Origin of the sequence: Blastococcus sp. URHD0036 (assembly GCF_000701365.1) — a bacterium.
Taxonomy (GTDB): Bacteria; Actinomycetota; Actinomycetes; order Mycobacteriales; family Geodermatophilaceae; genus Trujillonella.
Genome location: NZ_JNIK01000001.1, coordinates 90,072 through 104,945, shown reverse-complemented (window position 1 = coordinate 104,945; position 14,874 = coordinate 90,072). Strand labels below are relative to the sequence as shown.

At 68.1% G+C, this 14,874-nt stretch carries 16 protein-coding genes; 7 read left to right on the top strand and 9 right to left on the bottom strand.

Going from position 1 to position 14,874, the window contains the following annotated elements:
• Window positions 1–184 precede the first annotated feature (184 nt).
• Window positions 185–1,177 carry a hypothetical protein gene (locus N555_RS0100565; protein ID WP_029429559.1) on the bottom strand — a complete coding sequence of 331 codons (993 nt, stop codon included), beginning with the start codon at window positions 1,175–1,177 and terminating at the stop codon, window positions 185–187.
• A 521-nt stretch (window positions 1,178–1,698) separates the two neighbouring features.
• Window positions 1,699–2,244: a hypothetical protein gene (locus tag N555_RS0100560; protein WP_029429558.1), complete on the bottom strand. Its 546-nt coding sequence runs from the start codon at window positions 2,242–2,244 to the stop codon at window positions 1,699–1,701.
• A gap of 211 nt (window positions 2,245–2,455) precedes the next feature.
• On the opposite strand from N555_RS0100560, the gene N555_RS25410 reads away from it, so the two are divergent.
• Together N555_RS25410 and xerC are read left to right on the top strand one after the other, a co-directional pair.
• Complete coding sequence (locus tag N555_RS25410; RefSeq protein WP_029429557.1) at window positions 2,456–2,674, top strand: excisionase family DNA-binding protein; 219 nt, start codon at window positions 2,456–2,458, stop codon at window positions 2,672–2,674.
• Window positions 2,675–2,713: 39 nt separating this feature from the next.
• Window positions 2,714–3,841: a site-specific integrase gene (gene xerC, locus N555_RS0100550; protein WP_029429556.1), complete on the top strand. Its 1,128-nt coding sequence runs from the start codon at window positions 2,714–2,716 to the stop codon at window positions 3,839–3,841.
• A 245-nt stretch (window positions 3,842–4,086) separates the two neighbouring features.
• On the opposite strand, the gene N555_RS27655 is transcribed toward xerC, so the two are convergent.
• Entirely contained in the window at window positions 4,087–4,311 is a 225-nt protein-coding gene (locus N555_RS27655; protein WP_156036012.1) for a hypothetical protein, read from the bottom strand.
• A 638-nt stretch (window positions 4,312–4,949) separates the two neighbouring features.
• Window positions 4,950–5,660 (bottom strand): hypothetical protein, encoded by a 711-nt coding sequence (locus tag N555_RS27650; protein ID WP_156036008.1) that lies wholly within the window; start codon window positions 5,658–5,660, stop codon window positions 4,950–4,952.
• A gap of 1,364 nt (window positions 5,661–7,024) precedes the next feature.
• Here N555_RS27650 and N555_RS0100540 point away from each other — a divergent pair.
• The 4 genes from N555_RS0100540 (at window position 7,025) to N555_RS0100525 (ending at window position 10,233) form a co-directional block, all read left to right on the top strand.
• Window positions 7,025–8,725, top strand: a complete 1,701-nt coding sequence (locus tag N555_RS0100540; protein ID WP_081865874.1) for a S8 family serine peptidase — start codon at window positions 7,025–7,027, stop codon at window positions 8,723–8,725.
• A gap of 33 nt (window positions 8,726–8,758) precedes the next feature.
• A complete protein-coding gene (locus N555_RS0100535; protein ID WP_029429553.1) occupies window positions 8,759–8,980 on the top strand; it encodes a hypothetical protein in 222 nt (73 codons plus the stop codon).
• A gap of 61 nt (window positions 8,981–9,041) precedes the next feature.
• Complete coding sequence (locus tag N555_RS27645; RefSeq protein WP_029429552.1) at window positions 9,042–9,374, top strand: hypothetical protein; 333 nt, start codon at window positions 9,042–9,044, stop codon at window positions 9,372–9,374.
• A gap of 76 nt (window positions 9,375–9,450) precedes the next feature.
• Window positions 9,451–10,233, top strand: coding sequence for an acyl-CoA thioesterase (locus N555_RS0100525; protein ID WP_029429551.1), 783 nt, complete (start codon window positions 9,451–9,453; stop codon window positions 10,231–10,233).
• A gap of 12 nt (window positions 10,234–10,245) precedes the next feature.
• On the opposite strand, the gene N555_RS0100520 is transcribed toward N555_RS0100525, so the two are convergent.
• Together N555_RS0100520 and N555_RS0100515 are read right to left on the bottom strand one after the other, a co-directional pair.
• Window positions 10,246–11,070: a VOC family protein gene (locus tag N555_RS0100520; protein ID WP_029429550.1), complete on the bottom strand. Its 825-nt coding sequence runs from the start codon at window positions 11,068–11,070 to the stop codon at window positions 10,246–10,248.
• 86 nt (window positions 11,071–11,156) lie between these two features.
• Window positions 11,157–12,554 (bottom strand): ATP-dependent 6-phosphofructokinase, encoded by a 1,398-nt coding sequence (locus N555_RS0100515; RefSeq protein WP_231502548.1) that lies wholly within the window; start codon window positions 12,552–12,554, stop codon window positions 11,157–11,159.
• 503 nt (window positions 12,555–13,057) lie between these two features.
• On the opposite strand from N555_RS0100515, the gene N555_RS26465 reads away from it, so the two are divergent.
• A complete protein-coding gene (locus N555_RS26465) occupies window positions 13,058–13,465 on the top strand; it encodes an ester cyclase (RefSeq protein ID WP_051683504.1) in 408 nt (135 codons plus the stop codon).
• A 5-nt stretch (window positions 13,466–13,470) separates the two neighbouring features.
• Here N555_RS26465 and N555_RS0100500 read toward each other — a convergent pair whose 3' ends face one another.
• The 3 genes from N555_RS0100500 to N555_RS0100490 are packed head-to-tail and all read right to left on the bottom strand — an operon-like array spanning window position 13,471 to window position 14,848.
• On the bottom strand, window positions 13,471–13,878 hold the full coding sequence (locus N555_RS0100500; protein WP_029429546.1) for a VOC family protein: 408 nt from the start codon (window positions 13,876–13,878) through the stop codon (window positions 13,471–13,473).
• Complete coding sequence (locus N555_RS0100495; RefSeq protein WP_029429545.1) at window positions 13,875–14,312, bottom strand: MmcQ/YjbR family DNA-binding protein; 438 nt, start codon at window positions 14,310–14,312, stop codon at window positions 13,875–13,877. The genes N555_RS0100500 and N555_RS0100495 overlap by 4 nt, the downstream gene beginning before the upstream one ends.
• Window positions 14,309–14,848: a DUF1697 domain-containing protein gene (locus N555_RS0100490; protein ID WP_029429544.1), complete on the bottom strand. Its 540-nt coding sequence runs from the start codon at window positions 14,846–14,848 to the stop codon at window positions 14,309–14,311. Before N555_RS0100490 ends, N555_RS0100495 begins: the two co-directional genes overlap by 4 nt.
• Window positions 14,849–14,874: the final 26 nt, after the last annotated feature.

Sequence of the window (14,874 nt, the reverse complement as noted above, 5' to 3'; positions counted from 1 at the left end):
AGTCGCCCTTACCGAAGATGCAAGAGGTGTGTCGCCTCGTCATCTTGCTGATCTCCGGTGCAGAACCGGGGCCCGCAGTGGCGTCACTGGTCGCCGAGCGTTGGGTGCACTGGGCCTGTCGTGCGTCCTAGAGGTGTCCCTGATGGCGGACTCAAAGACGCGCTCCCTGGTCCGGTCAGCCTGGTCAGGCGAACACCCTGTCGAGTCGCCCGGACAGGGACACCTCGTAGACCTCGAGGGTCGGGTCACCAACCCCCTGCTCGAGCAAGGCTTGTTGAACCGCCCAGAGACCGTCGACGTACTGCTGCGGCACTCCCCGCTGGAACGCGATCACAGGCACGACCTCAGGGATCCTCGGAAGGGCAACCTCGAATCGCGGAGCTAGCCCCAGAGCACGTCGCTGCTCGAGCATGCCGGTGACGACGGCGGTCCATCCGGGTTGCGCGTCGCAGTCATCCGCCACCCATGCCTGAAGGACCCGCGCGTACATGGTCGCCTGAGCGGGAGTCCACACCAGGGACGGCGCTTTCGGCTTGACCTCGACAGCGAGCAATCGCCCCAAGCGGTCGACAGCGAGCAGATCACACTCGGCACCAAAGTTCTTCGGCACCGCCGCCTGAACCGGTCGCCTCTGCTCGAGGGCGGCCACCAGCGCGTTGCTCAGTGGTCTCAGCACGGCTTCCTTGGCAGCGGTGTCGAGGAAGTGGGGCGTCACCTCCCGGTCGAGCATCACCCGGCTCTCGTCGGAGAAGGCGCTGACCGCAGCCTGGACTGCACCCTCGGTGTGCGCGTGCCGCGTGACGGCGACGACTGGGATGACTTGCTCCAGATAGCCCTCCACCTGCGACCAGCGGGACGTCCACTGCGTCACGTCGGCCGGCGTCGACCAGTCGGGATCGAATCCGTGCTCAGTGCTCGCCCACCTCGCGTTAGCGGTCAGCGCAAGACGGGGATGCGGCCGGGGCTTCGACTCGACGTTGAGCACGCTTGTAAGCCCCACGTACAACGAGGCGTGCTCGGCGCCAGTCTTGGGGTTGTGTCGCATCTGCAGGTCCACCGGAAAGCGCGCATTCCTGGCGTACTCGGTTAGGGAGTGAGCCACGCCGCCATGCAGGAAGTGCGCTAGGAAGTGGTTGCTGACGCGTCGGTCGTAACGGATCGTGCCGCTGAACGTCATCCGGCGACCCTGTCACCGCCGTCCGTCGACATGGACGACCTCGGCGGGGACGGCGCGCCTTCCTGCACAGCGGCCCAGCCGCCTCAGGCGAGCTTTGGTCCTCCCGCTACGTCGACGCACACCAACGGTGGCCCATAGTGGGCCGCTGAGGGACAGGCGATGCCGGCTTGCTCGAAGGGCGGCCTATGGGACATCTCGATGGGGATACGCAGGGCGGGACCGTCCTGGCTGCTTCGTTGGAAGCAACAGGGCCCCCAAGAAGGTGGCACCGCCCATGATCAGCCCGGAGGTCCAGCCCCACAGGAGCCCGAAGGCGATGCCGACGACCAGCCCTACCAGGGCGGCGGGCATCACTCGACGCTGGACTCCGGTCCAGTACGGCACCCGGCGACAGTAGGGCTGAGAGCGATCTTCGATCTAGACCCAGACTGACTTGGCCGCCCCTTCTGTGTGGCATGGAGGCAGCACCGTTGTGAGCCAGCGACGCGATCCTTGGTGGCCCGCGACGGGACAGACTGTGGTCACATAGCCGGCGCGAACAGCTTCAGTGCTTCCACCTGGTGCTCATCGACACGCAGCCGAGGGTTGACCGGCTGTGGATAGATCTCAGCCTGCGCCCACAGTTCCGCCCGGACGCTTGAGGCCGTTCCAACCTTCCCGCCGCGCACGAGCAGGTTGTCCCGTAATCCGATGGCATCGAAAAGGTAGACGCTGTCGATCCGCCAAGGCCGCGTTCCGCCATGTGAGGTCGCCGCCGCGCCAGCCGGGCCGGTCATCACCAAATACTCGTGCGGCATCAGGGGTGACGTCAGGTCGAGGATGCCTTCCCGTCGCAAGTACCACTTCACGTTGACCGAACGACCCTGGAGTGGACCGGAGCGGAAGTGGCCGTCCCAGGCGGCCGCCGACGCTGACTGCTCGAGTTCGACATCGAAGATCTCAGCAGCGATCCACTCCCCGAGGTGGCCTGAGGTCATCGGTCGGCCGATGCGCGCCGCGATCTCGCCGTCAAGTCGGTTGCGCTTCCCGAGCAGGTCCGCGATCTGCCGCAGCTCCTCATGCTTCACCCGGCCAGTCTGCGCCGCGGACGCTGTCGCCCCCGACCCGCGGGCTGTTTGCAGCGCCCGTATGAGGCCACGCCGCCCACCTTCAACCCTGTTCCGGGGTGGGCCGCTAAGGGACACAAGCCGAGGCCAAGGCTTGCCACTGGACTCCCTCCGTCGCCGGGGCCAGCCCTTGCTGGAGGACAACTGGAGGCCTCTGAGAAGGCTCCAAACCATGACGGCGCACCGGACGACGGAACGACGACACTCTTCCGGCGATCCGCTGCTGACCGTCGCGCAGGCTGGCGAGTTCCTCGGAACCGGCGAGCGGTTCATCCGCCGGCTCATCACGGAGCGCCGGATCAGCTACGTCAAAGTCGGCAAGTATGTGCGCCTTGAGCGGGCGACGCTAGACGCCTTTGTGGATGCCGGCCGCGTCCCCAGCCAGCGGTGATTTGGACAGCCGCTCGCTGAATCCGGCCAGGGTCGCGGCGTGGAGAAGCGAACGTTCGGGACGGTCGACGAGCTGCCCAGCGGTTCCTTCCGCGCCCGGTATCGCGGCCCTGACGGGCGGCGGCACGCCAAAGTCTTCAGCACCAGGGCCGACGCGTGGGCCTGGCTCGCCACCCAGCAGACCGATCTCCTCTGCAAGAGCTGGCGAGCTCCGAGCGCCCGTTCCCGGACCGTCGGCGACTACGCCGAGGACTACCTCGCCCGCAACGACCTCCGCTCGAGCACCCGCGTTCTCTACGCCGGCCTATGGCAGCACCACCTTGCCAAGCCGTGGGCGGACGTCCCCGTCGACGAGGTGACACCCGCGGCCATCCGCTCCTGGCACGCCAAAGCCGGCCGAACGACGGGCCCGACGGCCGGCGCCCAGTCCTACCGGCTCCTGCGGGCGATCCTCAACGTGGCCGTCGCCGACGAGGCCATCGCGTCCAACCCGTGCCGTCTCCGAGGCGCCGGCACGCCCAAGGCCTCCCGTCCCTCCCGCGCGCTCACCGCGGCCGAAGCCCTGCAGCTGGCGGAGCAGCTGGGGCGGGACCGGAGGACCGAGCGCTACCGGGCACTCCTACTGGTCCTCGCCTTCGGTGGCCTCCGGTTCGGTGAGGCCACCGCCCTCCGCCGGTCCGACATCCTCCCCGGGGGCCGCATCCGCATCGAACGATCCGTGCGGCGCGTCGAAGGTCGGTGGGTGGTCGGCGAGCCCAAGACCGATGCCGGGCACCGCACCGTGACGCTCCCCGCCGCTGTCACGGCGGTACTGGAGGAGCACCTGGAGAAGCACGTCGCCGCTGCTCCGGGCGCTCTCCTGTTCTCCACCAGTACGGGCAGCTACCTGGCCCGCAGCAACTGGAACTCGACCTTCCGCCGCGCCGCGAACGCCATCGGACTGCCGGCGGTCCGGCCGCACGAACTTCGCCACACCGGCGCCACCCTCGCCGCGGCCACCGGCGCTACGACCAAGGAACTGATGCGCCGGCTCGGGCACTCCTCCCCCGCTGCCGCCCTGCTGTACCAGCACGCGGCGGACGACCGCGACGTCGAGATCGCCCGCGCCCTCGACGCCATGCTGGGGGCAGTACGACGCCCATCGGACGATGACCCGAAGGACGAATAGCAACGACCTCCCACGTTGGGTCGCACGTGGGTCAGCCAACACCGGGGCCTGTGGTTTACGAATGCCCGTCCTTTGAGACATCCGCCCCTTGACCATCGGCGAACGTGCCCCGCGGATCCCCGCCCGGGCAGGTCATTCGCCATCGGCTCGCGACTAGCCGATGAGTCGTCAGCACCATGAACAATGCTGCCCCTTCGCCTAGAGCAACCCATTCACCAAGGCAGCGCCACCCGTCCAAACTTGGATCATGCCGCCGAGGCGCGCCGCATTTCGCACACCTCACGCAGGTTCGCCGCTCCATACTGAGGATAGACGAGATAGCCGTGCCATCCATCCGGGTCGTAATCCACCCGAACCCCGCGAGGTCCGCTTCGTGACGCATCGCGACATTGAAGAATCTGCGAAACGTCTCTCTCGAACGCCTCAACCTCCGCGCGCGTGGTGGTGGCAGTGTTGCCGAGGAACTTCATGAGAACTACAAGAGTGGCATGCCGCCTAACGATTTCCAAAGTGGCTTTTCGCGTGTACTCACTGCGCCACATGGGTGCCCAATGGTATTGCTCTACCAAGAATTTACAGAAGGTTCCAAGGGTCGGTGGCACCCGACCTGGGAGAGACCAGCCCTCAAATGGCGACCCACCCAGCGCGCGACGCTCCAGCAGAGTGTGCCGCATCCAGTCGATCCTCGCAGTAAGTGGCCCGCGCATCCGCCCGCCCGACGATACCCGAGTGTTTATTCCGTCTTCGATCAGGAGATGGGTGACTGGCAGGACGTTCGCCTTGACTACACCCAAGGTTGGGAAGGCTCCGGTCGACTGACCGCGCAAGATGACTCGATCGTAATCTGTGCACATGGGCGCGAGGGCTGCCGCATCGTTGGCGCACATCTCTTCAAACGCGTCGCTAGATAAGCGGCGACGAAGGCTCGGACGTGGGATCAAGGTGTTTGTCCCCACTCGCGGAACACCGAGCACGTCGAATCCTGTAAGCAGAGCCTCGGCCTGATAGCGGGGCCCTGTGTTCCTGTCATTGCCGCCGACGGGATAGTACGAGATGACTAGCGTTTCACTCGGGGACGGCCCGCTGCGAAACATAGTTGCTTGAGGGGTCACGGCGCCACGCCCCCGTCCTGCCGCGGAGGCACGGAACCCTGCGCGGGCGCCCAAAGAGTTCTACTCTTCTTCCCATACCTAGGCGTCCAGTTGGCGACCGTCCGGAGGTCGCTAAGGATGGCACGTTGGCACTCTTCTTCGAAATTAGAATTCGTCAGGAACGTGTACCCTGCTATGCCATACACCGACACACACGCCGCAATTAGAAGATAAGCCAGCAACGTGTGTTTATGGTCGAAGAGGACCACGATTCCGATGATCCACGAGGCGAGGTTCAATAGCCCCCAGTATGCGAAATTGGCCATACTCGCGGGCGTCGATGAAAGTCGCCCGCTCGTCAAAGTTCGACTCCATACGAGAATCGGGGTTTTGACCGCTTCATTCAGGAGTGATTCAAGCGTGCGAGCATAGACTTGATGCTTGATGGTGTCCCTGGCTCGCTGGAGTGAGTGGAGGAGCCAGGCGGACCAGAATAGCGGTACGAACACGAGCGCTTCTTGTACTTGCGTCGCCGCGACGAGACCGGCACCTACAAGAATGAAAATGTTTTGGCCGATCGTCGTGACAACGTCGGAGCCAGCGGCTTGTCGGTCGTGGTGAAACTTCAACTCTTCGATGGCGAGGTCTCGAGCCTCGACTGTGAGCTGAGGAAGCTCGCTGGTTGTTTCGTTTCGAGGCAAGTCCTCGGCTGGCCGTTCGTCTGTCATTAGGCACTCCTTCCGCTCGTGCAATAGTACTATATTGAACCCATATGAGATAACAGGTCAGACCAAGCGCCCGCCCTTGGACGGCCGACTAATGAGATTTGCTCGACACTCAACCTCCCACACACAAGTTGCGAGTGTTTCATCGAGTCTCACACTAACGTTCAGTTGATACCTTGGATTGGCCGCTCGTAACCGATCGGCTTCCTAAGATCGCACTCTTAGCGCCCAGGAGACGATCAGCGGCGGCCGACAATCCGGCAACACACTGACCGCTTGACGCCCCGGCGACTCAGTGGGCGATAACCGCCCGCGCGGAAGTGAACCCCGTCGGGATCGCCAAAGATGGTCCGAAGATCAGCACCAAGCCGACGTCGGTGTCTGGGCTGGAGGTGACGCCGAACGAGCCAGGGGGTTCGGGGAGACGAACCCGAACATCACGGACGCTGCTGCCAGCGTGGGGTGCCAACGTGCCGTACAGGCTGCGCCCTGCACGCATGCTTGGTCCGGGGCCGCCTTCGACAAGCCACCCGGATGACCGCGACGGCGAGGTCGCCCGTTCACTCGACGCCTTGCTGAGCGCAGTACACAACCGATCGGACGACGATCCGAAGCGGGACGACTGACAGGTCATCAGCCGCCGTGGGTCACGCGTGGGTCACGCCGGGACCCTGGGTCATGCCTGGGTCACGAGCCCCTCAGGGGAGGGCCAATAGGGCGACTGACCTGCACATATCCGCCGGGAGGTTCCCGCCTTCCAAGCTGGCCATGCCGGTTCGATCCCGGTCACCCGCTCCACGCAAAACCGCAGGTCAGAACTACTGAGGGCCTCCTGCGCATGCCAGCTGAGAGTCACCGGTGTACGCGCAGCGCTGCTTCGTCCCGGCGTCACCGATCACCGGTGGCTGAACCGCCCCCGGATCGATGGCGGCACCAACGCTCATGCGTGAGGCGGTCGTTCCCGGCTCAGCAAGACGGTTCGGTGACGGCGCCGTGACGCGACGTCCCTAGCTTCCTGTTCGTTGATCGTTTCCGAACGGCGGAGATCGCGGGAAGGAAGCCGAGGCAGGTCATTGGGCGAGGCGTGCGAACTCGTGGTGTTGCTCTCCGGCTCGACCGATGAGGCGTCGCGGCTGGCCAGTGCCCTGCCCGAGGTCTCCTTCGAGCAGACCCCGGCGTCGTCCGACGAGGGAACCGAGAGCTGGTACCTCACTGCCCGGATGGACGACCGGGACAGGGCGGAGGAGTTCGCGCGCCGAGCGGGCGGGATGGCGGGCGTCCGGTCCGCATTCGTGAAGCCGGGTGGAGAACCGCCTCGATAGTTCCGCGCCGAGGTCCACAGGAAAGTGCACGAGGGGACTGCATCGATGGCGAAAGAGAAGAATCGCGGCGGGGACAGAACCCTTCCCGGCCCAGGCCGTCCCGAGCTCATCGCGGTCATGGCGACCGACGCCGACGTCCGCGCGACGCCGGCGGGCGTGACCGCGGCATCGGACGCCTTTGCCGGCGACGTCACGGCCGCCCTGGACCAGGCCGGGGCGACGCTGCTGCCCCTGTTCGGACCCAGCGAGGACCGAGTGCGCGCGGCGAGCGTCGGCGCGCCGGACGCCCCGGATCTGGCGACCTTCTACCTGGTCCAAGCGCCCGACGACCGGTTGGACTCCCTCGCCGAGTCCCTCGGGCAGCTCGACGGCGTGGAGGCGGCCTACGTCAAGCCGCCGGCAGAGCCGGCTACGGCGCCGATCAACGACATGTCCCCGAGTGCGGGCGAGGCACCTCCGGCCACTCCGAGCTTCGAGGGGCGACAGGGGTACCTCGACGCAGCCCCCGGCGGCATCGATGCCCGCTACGCCTGGACCGTCGCGGGCGGTCGAGGCGTCGGCGTACGGGTGATCGACTGCGAGTGGGGGTGGCGGTTCACTCACGAGGACCTCGCCCAGAACTCCTCCGGCGTCCTGGTCGGGTCGTCGCTGAGCTACGACGCCGACCCGACGGCTGGCACGAGCAACAACCGATCGGTCAACCACGGCACCGCCGTGATCGGTGAGATCGGTGGCGACACCAATGCCGTGGGCATAACAGGGATTGCCCCCGATGCGGCCGTCGGAGCCGCCTCATTCGCGTCCTTCTCGTCCGCGGGCGCCATCACGCGCGCCGCTGACAAGCTCGGGGCCGGCGACATCATCCTGTTGGAGATCCATCGACCTGGCCCGCGCCACAACTTCCAGTCCCGCGACGACCAATTGGGGTACATCGGCATCGAGTGGTGGCCGGACGACTATGCCGCCATCCAGTACGCGGTGAGCAGAGGAATCATCGTCGTGGAGGCCGCCGGCAACGGCGCCGAGAATCTGGACGACGGCCTCTACGACACACGTCCCGCGACCTTTCCCGCGAGTTGGCGCAATCCGTTCAACCCGGCGAACACCAGCTCACAGGCGGTGCTCGTCGGCGCTGGGGCGCCGCCACCGGGAACCCACGGCGGCAACCACGGAGCGGATCGGTCCCGGCTCGGGTTCTCCAACTACGGCCGCCGGGTCGACTGCCAGGGATGGGGCCGTGAGGTGACGTCCACCGGGTACGGCGACCTGCAGGGCGGCTCGGCCACCGATCTCTGGTACACGGACCGCTTCTCCGGCACGTCCAGCGCCTCCCCCATCGTGGTCGGTGCGCTGGCCTGCGCGCAGGGCGTCATCCGCGCCCAAGGCGGCACGCTGCTGACCTCCAGCGCAGCGATCGGCGCACTCCGGTCCAGCGGTTCACCGCAGCAGGACGAGCCCGGCCGGCCTGCCACCCAGCGCATCGGGAACCGACCGGATCTGCGCCAACTCATCGCCCGGGTGGCCGACGGTTGGAGCAACAACCGCACGGTGGTCAGAACCCATGCGAAGAACAGCACTCAGATGGCCTGGGCCATTTTGAACGGCACCGGCTGGATTCGCGTGGCACCCCGCGCCACAGACGGCGTCACCAACAACCTCGCAGTCCTGACCGAGGCATTGGCCAACGGCCGAACGGTCGACGTCCTCCTCCAGCAGGGCTCGATCGCCGAAGCGACCATCCGGTAGAGCCGCCGATCCCGACGAACGAGAAGGCGCATCATGTGGCAGAACAACCTCACCGTCATCAGCACCCACTGCAAGAACCCCGCCCAGCAGGCGTGGGCCATCATCCAGGGCTTTTCCGGCTGGCTCCGCATAAGGCCGAACAGCCCCGACGGTGTGACAAATGTGTTCCTTCTCCTCACGACCGCCCTGGCGAACAACCGCAAGGTGGACGTGCTGATCGTCGACAACGAGATCACCGAGGCCACCCTGCGCTGACCGGCGCATCCCACGGGCGCTTTCCGGAATTCACCAGGCCGCAGACCTCGAGAAGGCAGTCATGGATCCCGTCATCGTGATCAACATCTACCTGAACAAGGACGGCACCGCGGCCGTGTCCGGCGCACCCCAGGCAGTTGTGGCGCACGGCGCTCCCGGGTCCCCGCCCGACATCGACATCCCCCCGCCACCGACCGCCGACCCGACGGACGGGCCGGCAGCCGTCGAGGCGATTCCCCCGCCCCCGGCCGCACCCTCCGACGAGTCGGTCGCCCCACCGTCCGTTCCGTCGGTGCCGAACGAGTCCTCCGGGCAGGACATCCCCCCGCCACCCACCCTGGACGCCGAGCAGAGCGCCGGCGACGAGAGCGTTCCGCCACCTCCCGACGCGTGACCGATCCCGAAGTGCGGCTGTCGGCGTCGCCTCAGACCGAAACGAGGACGACGGCGCGGTCGGCTACCGTGCGGAAGTGTCCGATCCGAGTCTCCTGGACCTGTTGACCCTCGAGCAGACCGGTCCGGACCAGTTCCGCGCTGCGGCCGGTCCCGCCGTCGAGCACACCCACCTGTACGGCGGCCGCGTCGCCGCCCAGGCCCTGGTGGCAGCGGGGAGCACCGTGCCGACGGGCTGGCTCCCGCACTCGCTGCACGCCTACTTCCTGCGGGCCGGCCGCTCCGACGTGCCGACCGAGTACCAGGTGATCCGCGACCGCGACGGACGGTCCTACTCCGCCCGCCGGGTCGAGGCCCGTCAGGACGGCCAGCTCCTCTTCCAGATGCTGACCTCGCTGGGTTCCGACACCTCGAGCGGCCCCGACTGGCCGACTCCGATCACCACCGAGCCGGTGTCGCCTGCGGGTCTCGAGGTGTTCCCGACCTATCACCTGCCGTCGGTCGAGACCCGGGTCGCCGCGTTCCACGAGCAGTGGGGCATGCCGATGCACCTCTGGCACCGGCTCGCGGTCCCGTTCCCGGACGACCCGTTGCTGCACCTGGCCGCCCTGACCTACGTCTCGGACTCCTACAACGGCTTCGGCAGCGGCCCCGGCCAGCCGGCCTCCGGCGTCGGAGCGAGCCTGGACCACGCGATGTGGTTCCGGCGTCCGGTCCGGCTGGACGACTGGTTCTCCGTCGCCTTCGAACCCACGTCGGTCGGCAGCGGCCGCGGCCTCTACCGGGGGACGATCCGGCAGGACGGGGCCGTCGTCGCCGACCTCGACCAGGAGATCGTCTACCGCCATCCCCGGGTGTAGACCGGGTCGGCCCTACTCCGAGAACTCGAAGATGAGGCCGTGGTTGTCCGCCGCGGCGATGGCCAGGGAACCCGGCGCGTCACCCGGCTGGAGCGGGACGCCACGACCGGTCAGGTAGGCCTCCGTCTGGCCGAGGTCGCGGACGGCGAACACCGTCGATCGGATGCCGTCGCCGTAGCGGTCGAGGTGCTGCTGGATCACGCCGGCTCCGGTCGGCGTGATCAGCTCGACGACGATGTCGCCGATCTGGAGACCGACGGCCTCCGCCGAGACAGCCGGTCGCGCGGCCTCGTACACCTTGCTGCCGTTGAGGAAGCCGGCGAAGTACCCGAGCGCGGCGTCCAGATCGCGGACCGCGACGGTGCACCGCTTGAGTCCCGTGGTGCCGAGGGGCTGCTCGTCGCGCCAGTACTCGAGCGGCCTGATCGGCTCCTCGTAGGGGACCGGCGCGGGCACGGCGTGGAAGCTCTGGTCGTAGCACTCGAGAGAGACGCCGAAGCTGTCGCCGGCGTAGGTGTGGAAGGCCGGGCCCAGCTCCCGCACGATCCGCATCCCCCGGGCCCGCACCGCGACGCGGGCCTCCTCGACGTCGGGGACGACGAACTCCACGCCGACGTAGTGCGCGCCGTACCGGGAGTGCAGCAGCAGCTGGTGCGGCACCCAGAACTGGAAGATCACGCCGCCGAGCGTCATCAGGCACCCGTGCCAGTCCGGACCCGGCATGTCCATCAGGAACTGCGCACCGAGGACGTCGCGGTAGTGCCCGATGGCCCCGTCGAAGTCCTCGACCATCGCGTTGATGTGGTTCATGTGCTCGGGGGCGATCGACGGCGACAACAGGTCTCCCGATGACGTGCGTGAGGGCGGTCACCGGACCTTACGGCTGCGTCGGGCCGTGAGGAGGAGCGGATCGACCGCGCTGCTCAGCGCCCTGGGGGTTCCGACGACAGGTCGGAACGCGCATCGCTGGTCGGTGGCCTTCCAGCGGGAACGGGCTGGCCGGTCGATTCGAGCACAGAGAGCCACAGGTCGCCGCTGGGATCGACCTGGTTGCGGCTTCCCGTGGCCAACGCGATCGGCAGGTGGACGAAGCGTCCGTGCCAGCGACCCACGACGGTCGCCGTCCTCCCGGCCATCGCCGCATGCACCGCAGCCTGTGCCAGGCGCGTGCAGTAGACGCTGTCGAACGGGTTGGCCGGCACGCTGCGGATCGCGTAACCAGGATCGACGTAGCGCAGGCTGATGCTGCGGCCGCCCGCCGCCGTGTGGTCGGTGATGCGCTCGCGCAGCAGTCCGCCGATGTCGTGCAGCCGGACGTTGCCCGAGGCGTCCCGAGCGGTCGGGCGCTCGGTGAAGAGGTCCTGACCGGCGCCCTCGGCGACGACGACCACCGCGTGACCCTGCCGGTCCAGGACGCGATCGACGTGCGCGAGGAGGCCCTGCTCGCCCTCGAGGGTGACCGGCACCTCCGGAACGAGCACCATGTCGACGTCCTCGCTGGCGAGGCTCGCATACGCGGCGATGAAGCCGGAGTGCCGGCCCATCAACTTGATGAGCCCCACACCGTCGGGGATCGAGCTGGCCTCGGTGTGTGCGGCGCGGATGGACTCCGCGGCGCGGGAGAACGCGGTCTGGAAGCCGAAACTGTGGTCGATCCACGGGATGTCGTTGTCGATCGTCTTGGGGATCCCGACGACGGCCAGGGGGATCCCGCGGCGATCCGCCTCGTCGGCGATCTCCTGGGCACCTCGCAACGTGCCGTCGCCGCCGACCACGAACAGGACGTCGATCGCCCGCTGGGTCAGGGTGTCGACCATCTCCACGGTGTCCTGCCCGCCGCGGGAGGTGCCGAGCACGGTGCCACCCTGGCTGTTGATCCCGCGCACACCCTCGGGCGTCAACGTCAGGCTGTCCTTGGCTCCCGCACGGGTCAGCCCCCGATAGCCGTTGCGGAACCCGGTCACCGACGTCACCCCGTAGTGGCCGTAGAGCTCCAGCACCAGCCCGCGGACGACGTTGTTCAATCCCGGACAGAGCCCACCGCATGTGACCACACCCGCGCGAGTGCTCTCCGGCTCGAAGAACAGCCGCAACCGTGGACCACCGGGTTCGAACGCGGGGAGCTCGGAGGTCGGCACCCTCCGGCGCGCGGCCATGTCCAGGGTGTCGTCGAGCAGCACCCGGTCGGTCTCGGCGACGTAGTGGACCGTGTCCCGCCGGTCCAGGAGGCCGCCGGCAAGTGGCGACGGGACGGTGGCGGGGCCCAGCGTGCGCACCGCGAGGTGGGCCGCGGTCAGGGAGAGTTGGTCACCCGTGTGCACGCCTACGGATGGTGCGCTGCCGCTGTTCCGGGAGTGTGAACATCGCCTCCGGCCAGGAAGACACGATCCCGTAACCCGCGCGACACACCCGCGTGCGCACCCTGTATGCGTGACAACCGGCGCCGTCGCCATGGAGGTGGCCTCCTCGGAGGTCTTCGCCCGTCGGCCCCGGAGCATGCTTCCCGCGCACATCGGCTGTGCGGTGGTCACCTACTCCACCGGAGCGCCGCCGTCGCGGTGCAACGACACCGCGGTCACTGCGGCTGATGTCGTGTGCAGGTCATGCGGATCCCGTCGGGTGTTCCTCTGCGACTCCTGCGTCGCGGAGGTCCGCTGGGGGGTCGGGGCCGGTGCCGTGTGGTGTGCGACCGACGGCGCGTTGATCACTGGCGTGGACGTCGCCCTCTCCCTCGCCGGTTGACCGAGAAGGGTCAACGGAGTCCGGGCGGTCGCCCCGGTCGGGCATCTGGCGCTGCCCTGCCCGCTCCGGGACGCTGACCGGCATGCCGGAACGCGGAGCACGCGAGGTCGTCGAGGAGCTGTTCCGGCGTCAGCAGGCGGGTGACGAGACCTACCTCGACGAGCTGATCGCCGAGGACATGGTCAACCACGCCGCCGGCCCCCAGGGCCGCAACGGGCTGGCCCAGATCCTGCGCACCATCGACCACGACCTCGGGCCGGTCCCGCTCGAACAGCACCACCTGATCGCCGACGGCGACACCGTGGCCCAGCACCTCACGCTGCACGGCACCCACCGGGCGTCGACGATGCCACTCCTCGCCGGCCTGGCCCCGTCGGGGAAGTCGGTGACCTGGGCGTTCATCCACATCTGGCGGGTCGCCGACGGCGGGATCGTCGAGCACTGGGCCTGCCGCGACGACATGGGCCTGCGCGAGCAGCTGCGCACCTGACGCCGTCACGCCCAGTCGGCCGCGCTCATCCCGACGGCGTGCCCCGCCGGCCACTGGACCAGCTCGATCTGGTTGCCGTCGGGGTCGGTGATCCAGCTGGTCAGGAAGTCCGCCGACCCGTCCGGCGACGAGGGCTCGGCGACCTCGAGGCCCTTCTCCTGCAAGCGGGCGACCGTCGCCGCCATCGACTCGACCTGGATCACGAGGTGGCTGAGGCTGCTCCCCCCGACAGCGACCGAGGCGTCGTGGACCAGCTCGATGCTCACGAACTCGTCGTCCGGCAGCTTGAGCATCGTCAGATCGCCGGCCGGGCTGTCCGGCACCTGTCCGACCACCTCGTAGCCCACGGCCTCGTAGAAGGCGAGCGCCCGATCCGGATCGGCGACCCGGAGGCCGACGTGCAGCGTCCTCATGACGACTCCCCGGGCTCGGGGCCACCGTGCTCGGCGAGCCACACCGACCGACGGCGGAGCGAGGCCTGCGACAGCCAGGCGTCCTGCACCACCTCGGCCAGCTCCCGCCGGCTGATCTCCCCGAGCCGCGACGCCCGCACCAGCACCGACCGGTGGCCGTCGAAGTGCGGGGTGGTGAAGAACGGCGTCGTCTCGTCCTGGACCAGCGCCAGCTTCTCCTCCTCCGACTCCACCCAGAGCACGATCACGTCGGGCAGCTTCTCCCCCGTCGCCGGGTCGACCGCGTCCGGCCGCGGCGTCCGGAAGAAGACGAACGACCTGCCGCCCACCTGGTAGACCTCGTTCCCGCGGGAGCCCTGCACCACGGTCACGTGCGGCATCGCCTGGGCGAGCTCGTGCACGTCCTCCACCCGAGCCGGCCGGTCAGCGGTCACGGCGTGCCCAGCAGATCGGCCAGCTTCTGCACCGTGTTCCAGTTCCGGGCCGTCGTCACCGGGCCGCCCTTGGCCTTGCCGAAGGCCGTCATCAGCGGGCTGTCCATCTGACCCTTCGGGCACCACACGAACAGCTCGCGCCCGTGGACGGCGTAGCGGTCCTCCCCCGCGTCGACCGAGCCCAGCAGCTCCTCGAGTTCCTTGCCGGGCTTCGAGGCCATGAACGCGACCACGTAGCGCGACCCGTCGTCCGCGACGTCCCCGAGCGGGTCCAGCGCGACGACCGCCCGGATCTCGTCGGCCGTCCGCACCACGGCGGCGGACTCGACGCCGAGCTCGTCCTGGATCACCTTCTCGACGGCCGGCCCCACCTTCGCGGCCGACGACGACGAGCTCAGCACCACGTTGCCGCTGTTCAGCAGCGTCGCGACGTCCTCGAACCCCGCCTCGCCCAGCCGGGCACGCAGATCGGCCATCGCGATCCGCTTCGCGCGGCCCACGTTGATCCCCCGCAACAGCACCGCGTACCGGGTCACGGGAACCTCCCTCTGCGACGTCGATC

Bases quoted from the DNA above. Each gene is read 5' to 3' on its own strand.
- N555_RS26465 (WP_051683504.1), top strand. From the start codon at position 13,058: ATGCCGGAACGCGGAGCACGCGAGGTCGTCGAGGAGCTGTTCCGGCGT.
- N555_RS27655 (WP_156036012.1), bottom strand. From the start codon at position 4,311: ATGAAGTTCCTCGGCAACACTGCCACCACCACGCGCGCGGAGGTTGAG.
- N555_RS27650 (WP_156036008.1), bottom strand. From the start codon at position 5,660: ATGACAGACGAACGGCCAGCCGAGGACTTGCCTCGAAACGAAACAACC.
- N555_RS0100500 (WP_029429546.1), bottom strand. From the start codon at position 13,878: ATGAGGACGCTGCACGTCGGCCTCCGGGTCGCCGATCCGGATCGGGCG.
- N555_RS25410 (WP_029429557.1), top strand. From the start codon at position 2,456: ATGACGGCGCACCGGACGACGGAACGACGACACTCTTCCGGCGATCCG.
- N555_RS0100540 (WP_081865874.1), top strand. From the start codon at position 7,025: ATGGCGAAAGAGAAGAATCGCGGCGGGGACAGAACCCTTCCCGGCCCA.
- N555_RS0100565 (WP_029429559.1), bottom strand. From the start codon at position 1,177: ATGACGTTCAGCGGCACGATCCGTTACGACCGACGCGTCAGCAACCAC.
- N555_RS27645 (WP_029429552.1), top strand. From the start codon at position 9,042: ATGGATCCCGTCATCGTGATCAACATCTACCTGAACAAGGACGGCACC.
- N555_RS0100535 (WP_029429553.1), top strand. From the start codon at position 8,759: ATGTGGCAGAACAACCTCACCGTCATCAGCACCCACTGCAAGAACCCC.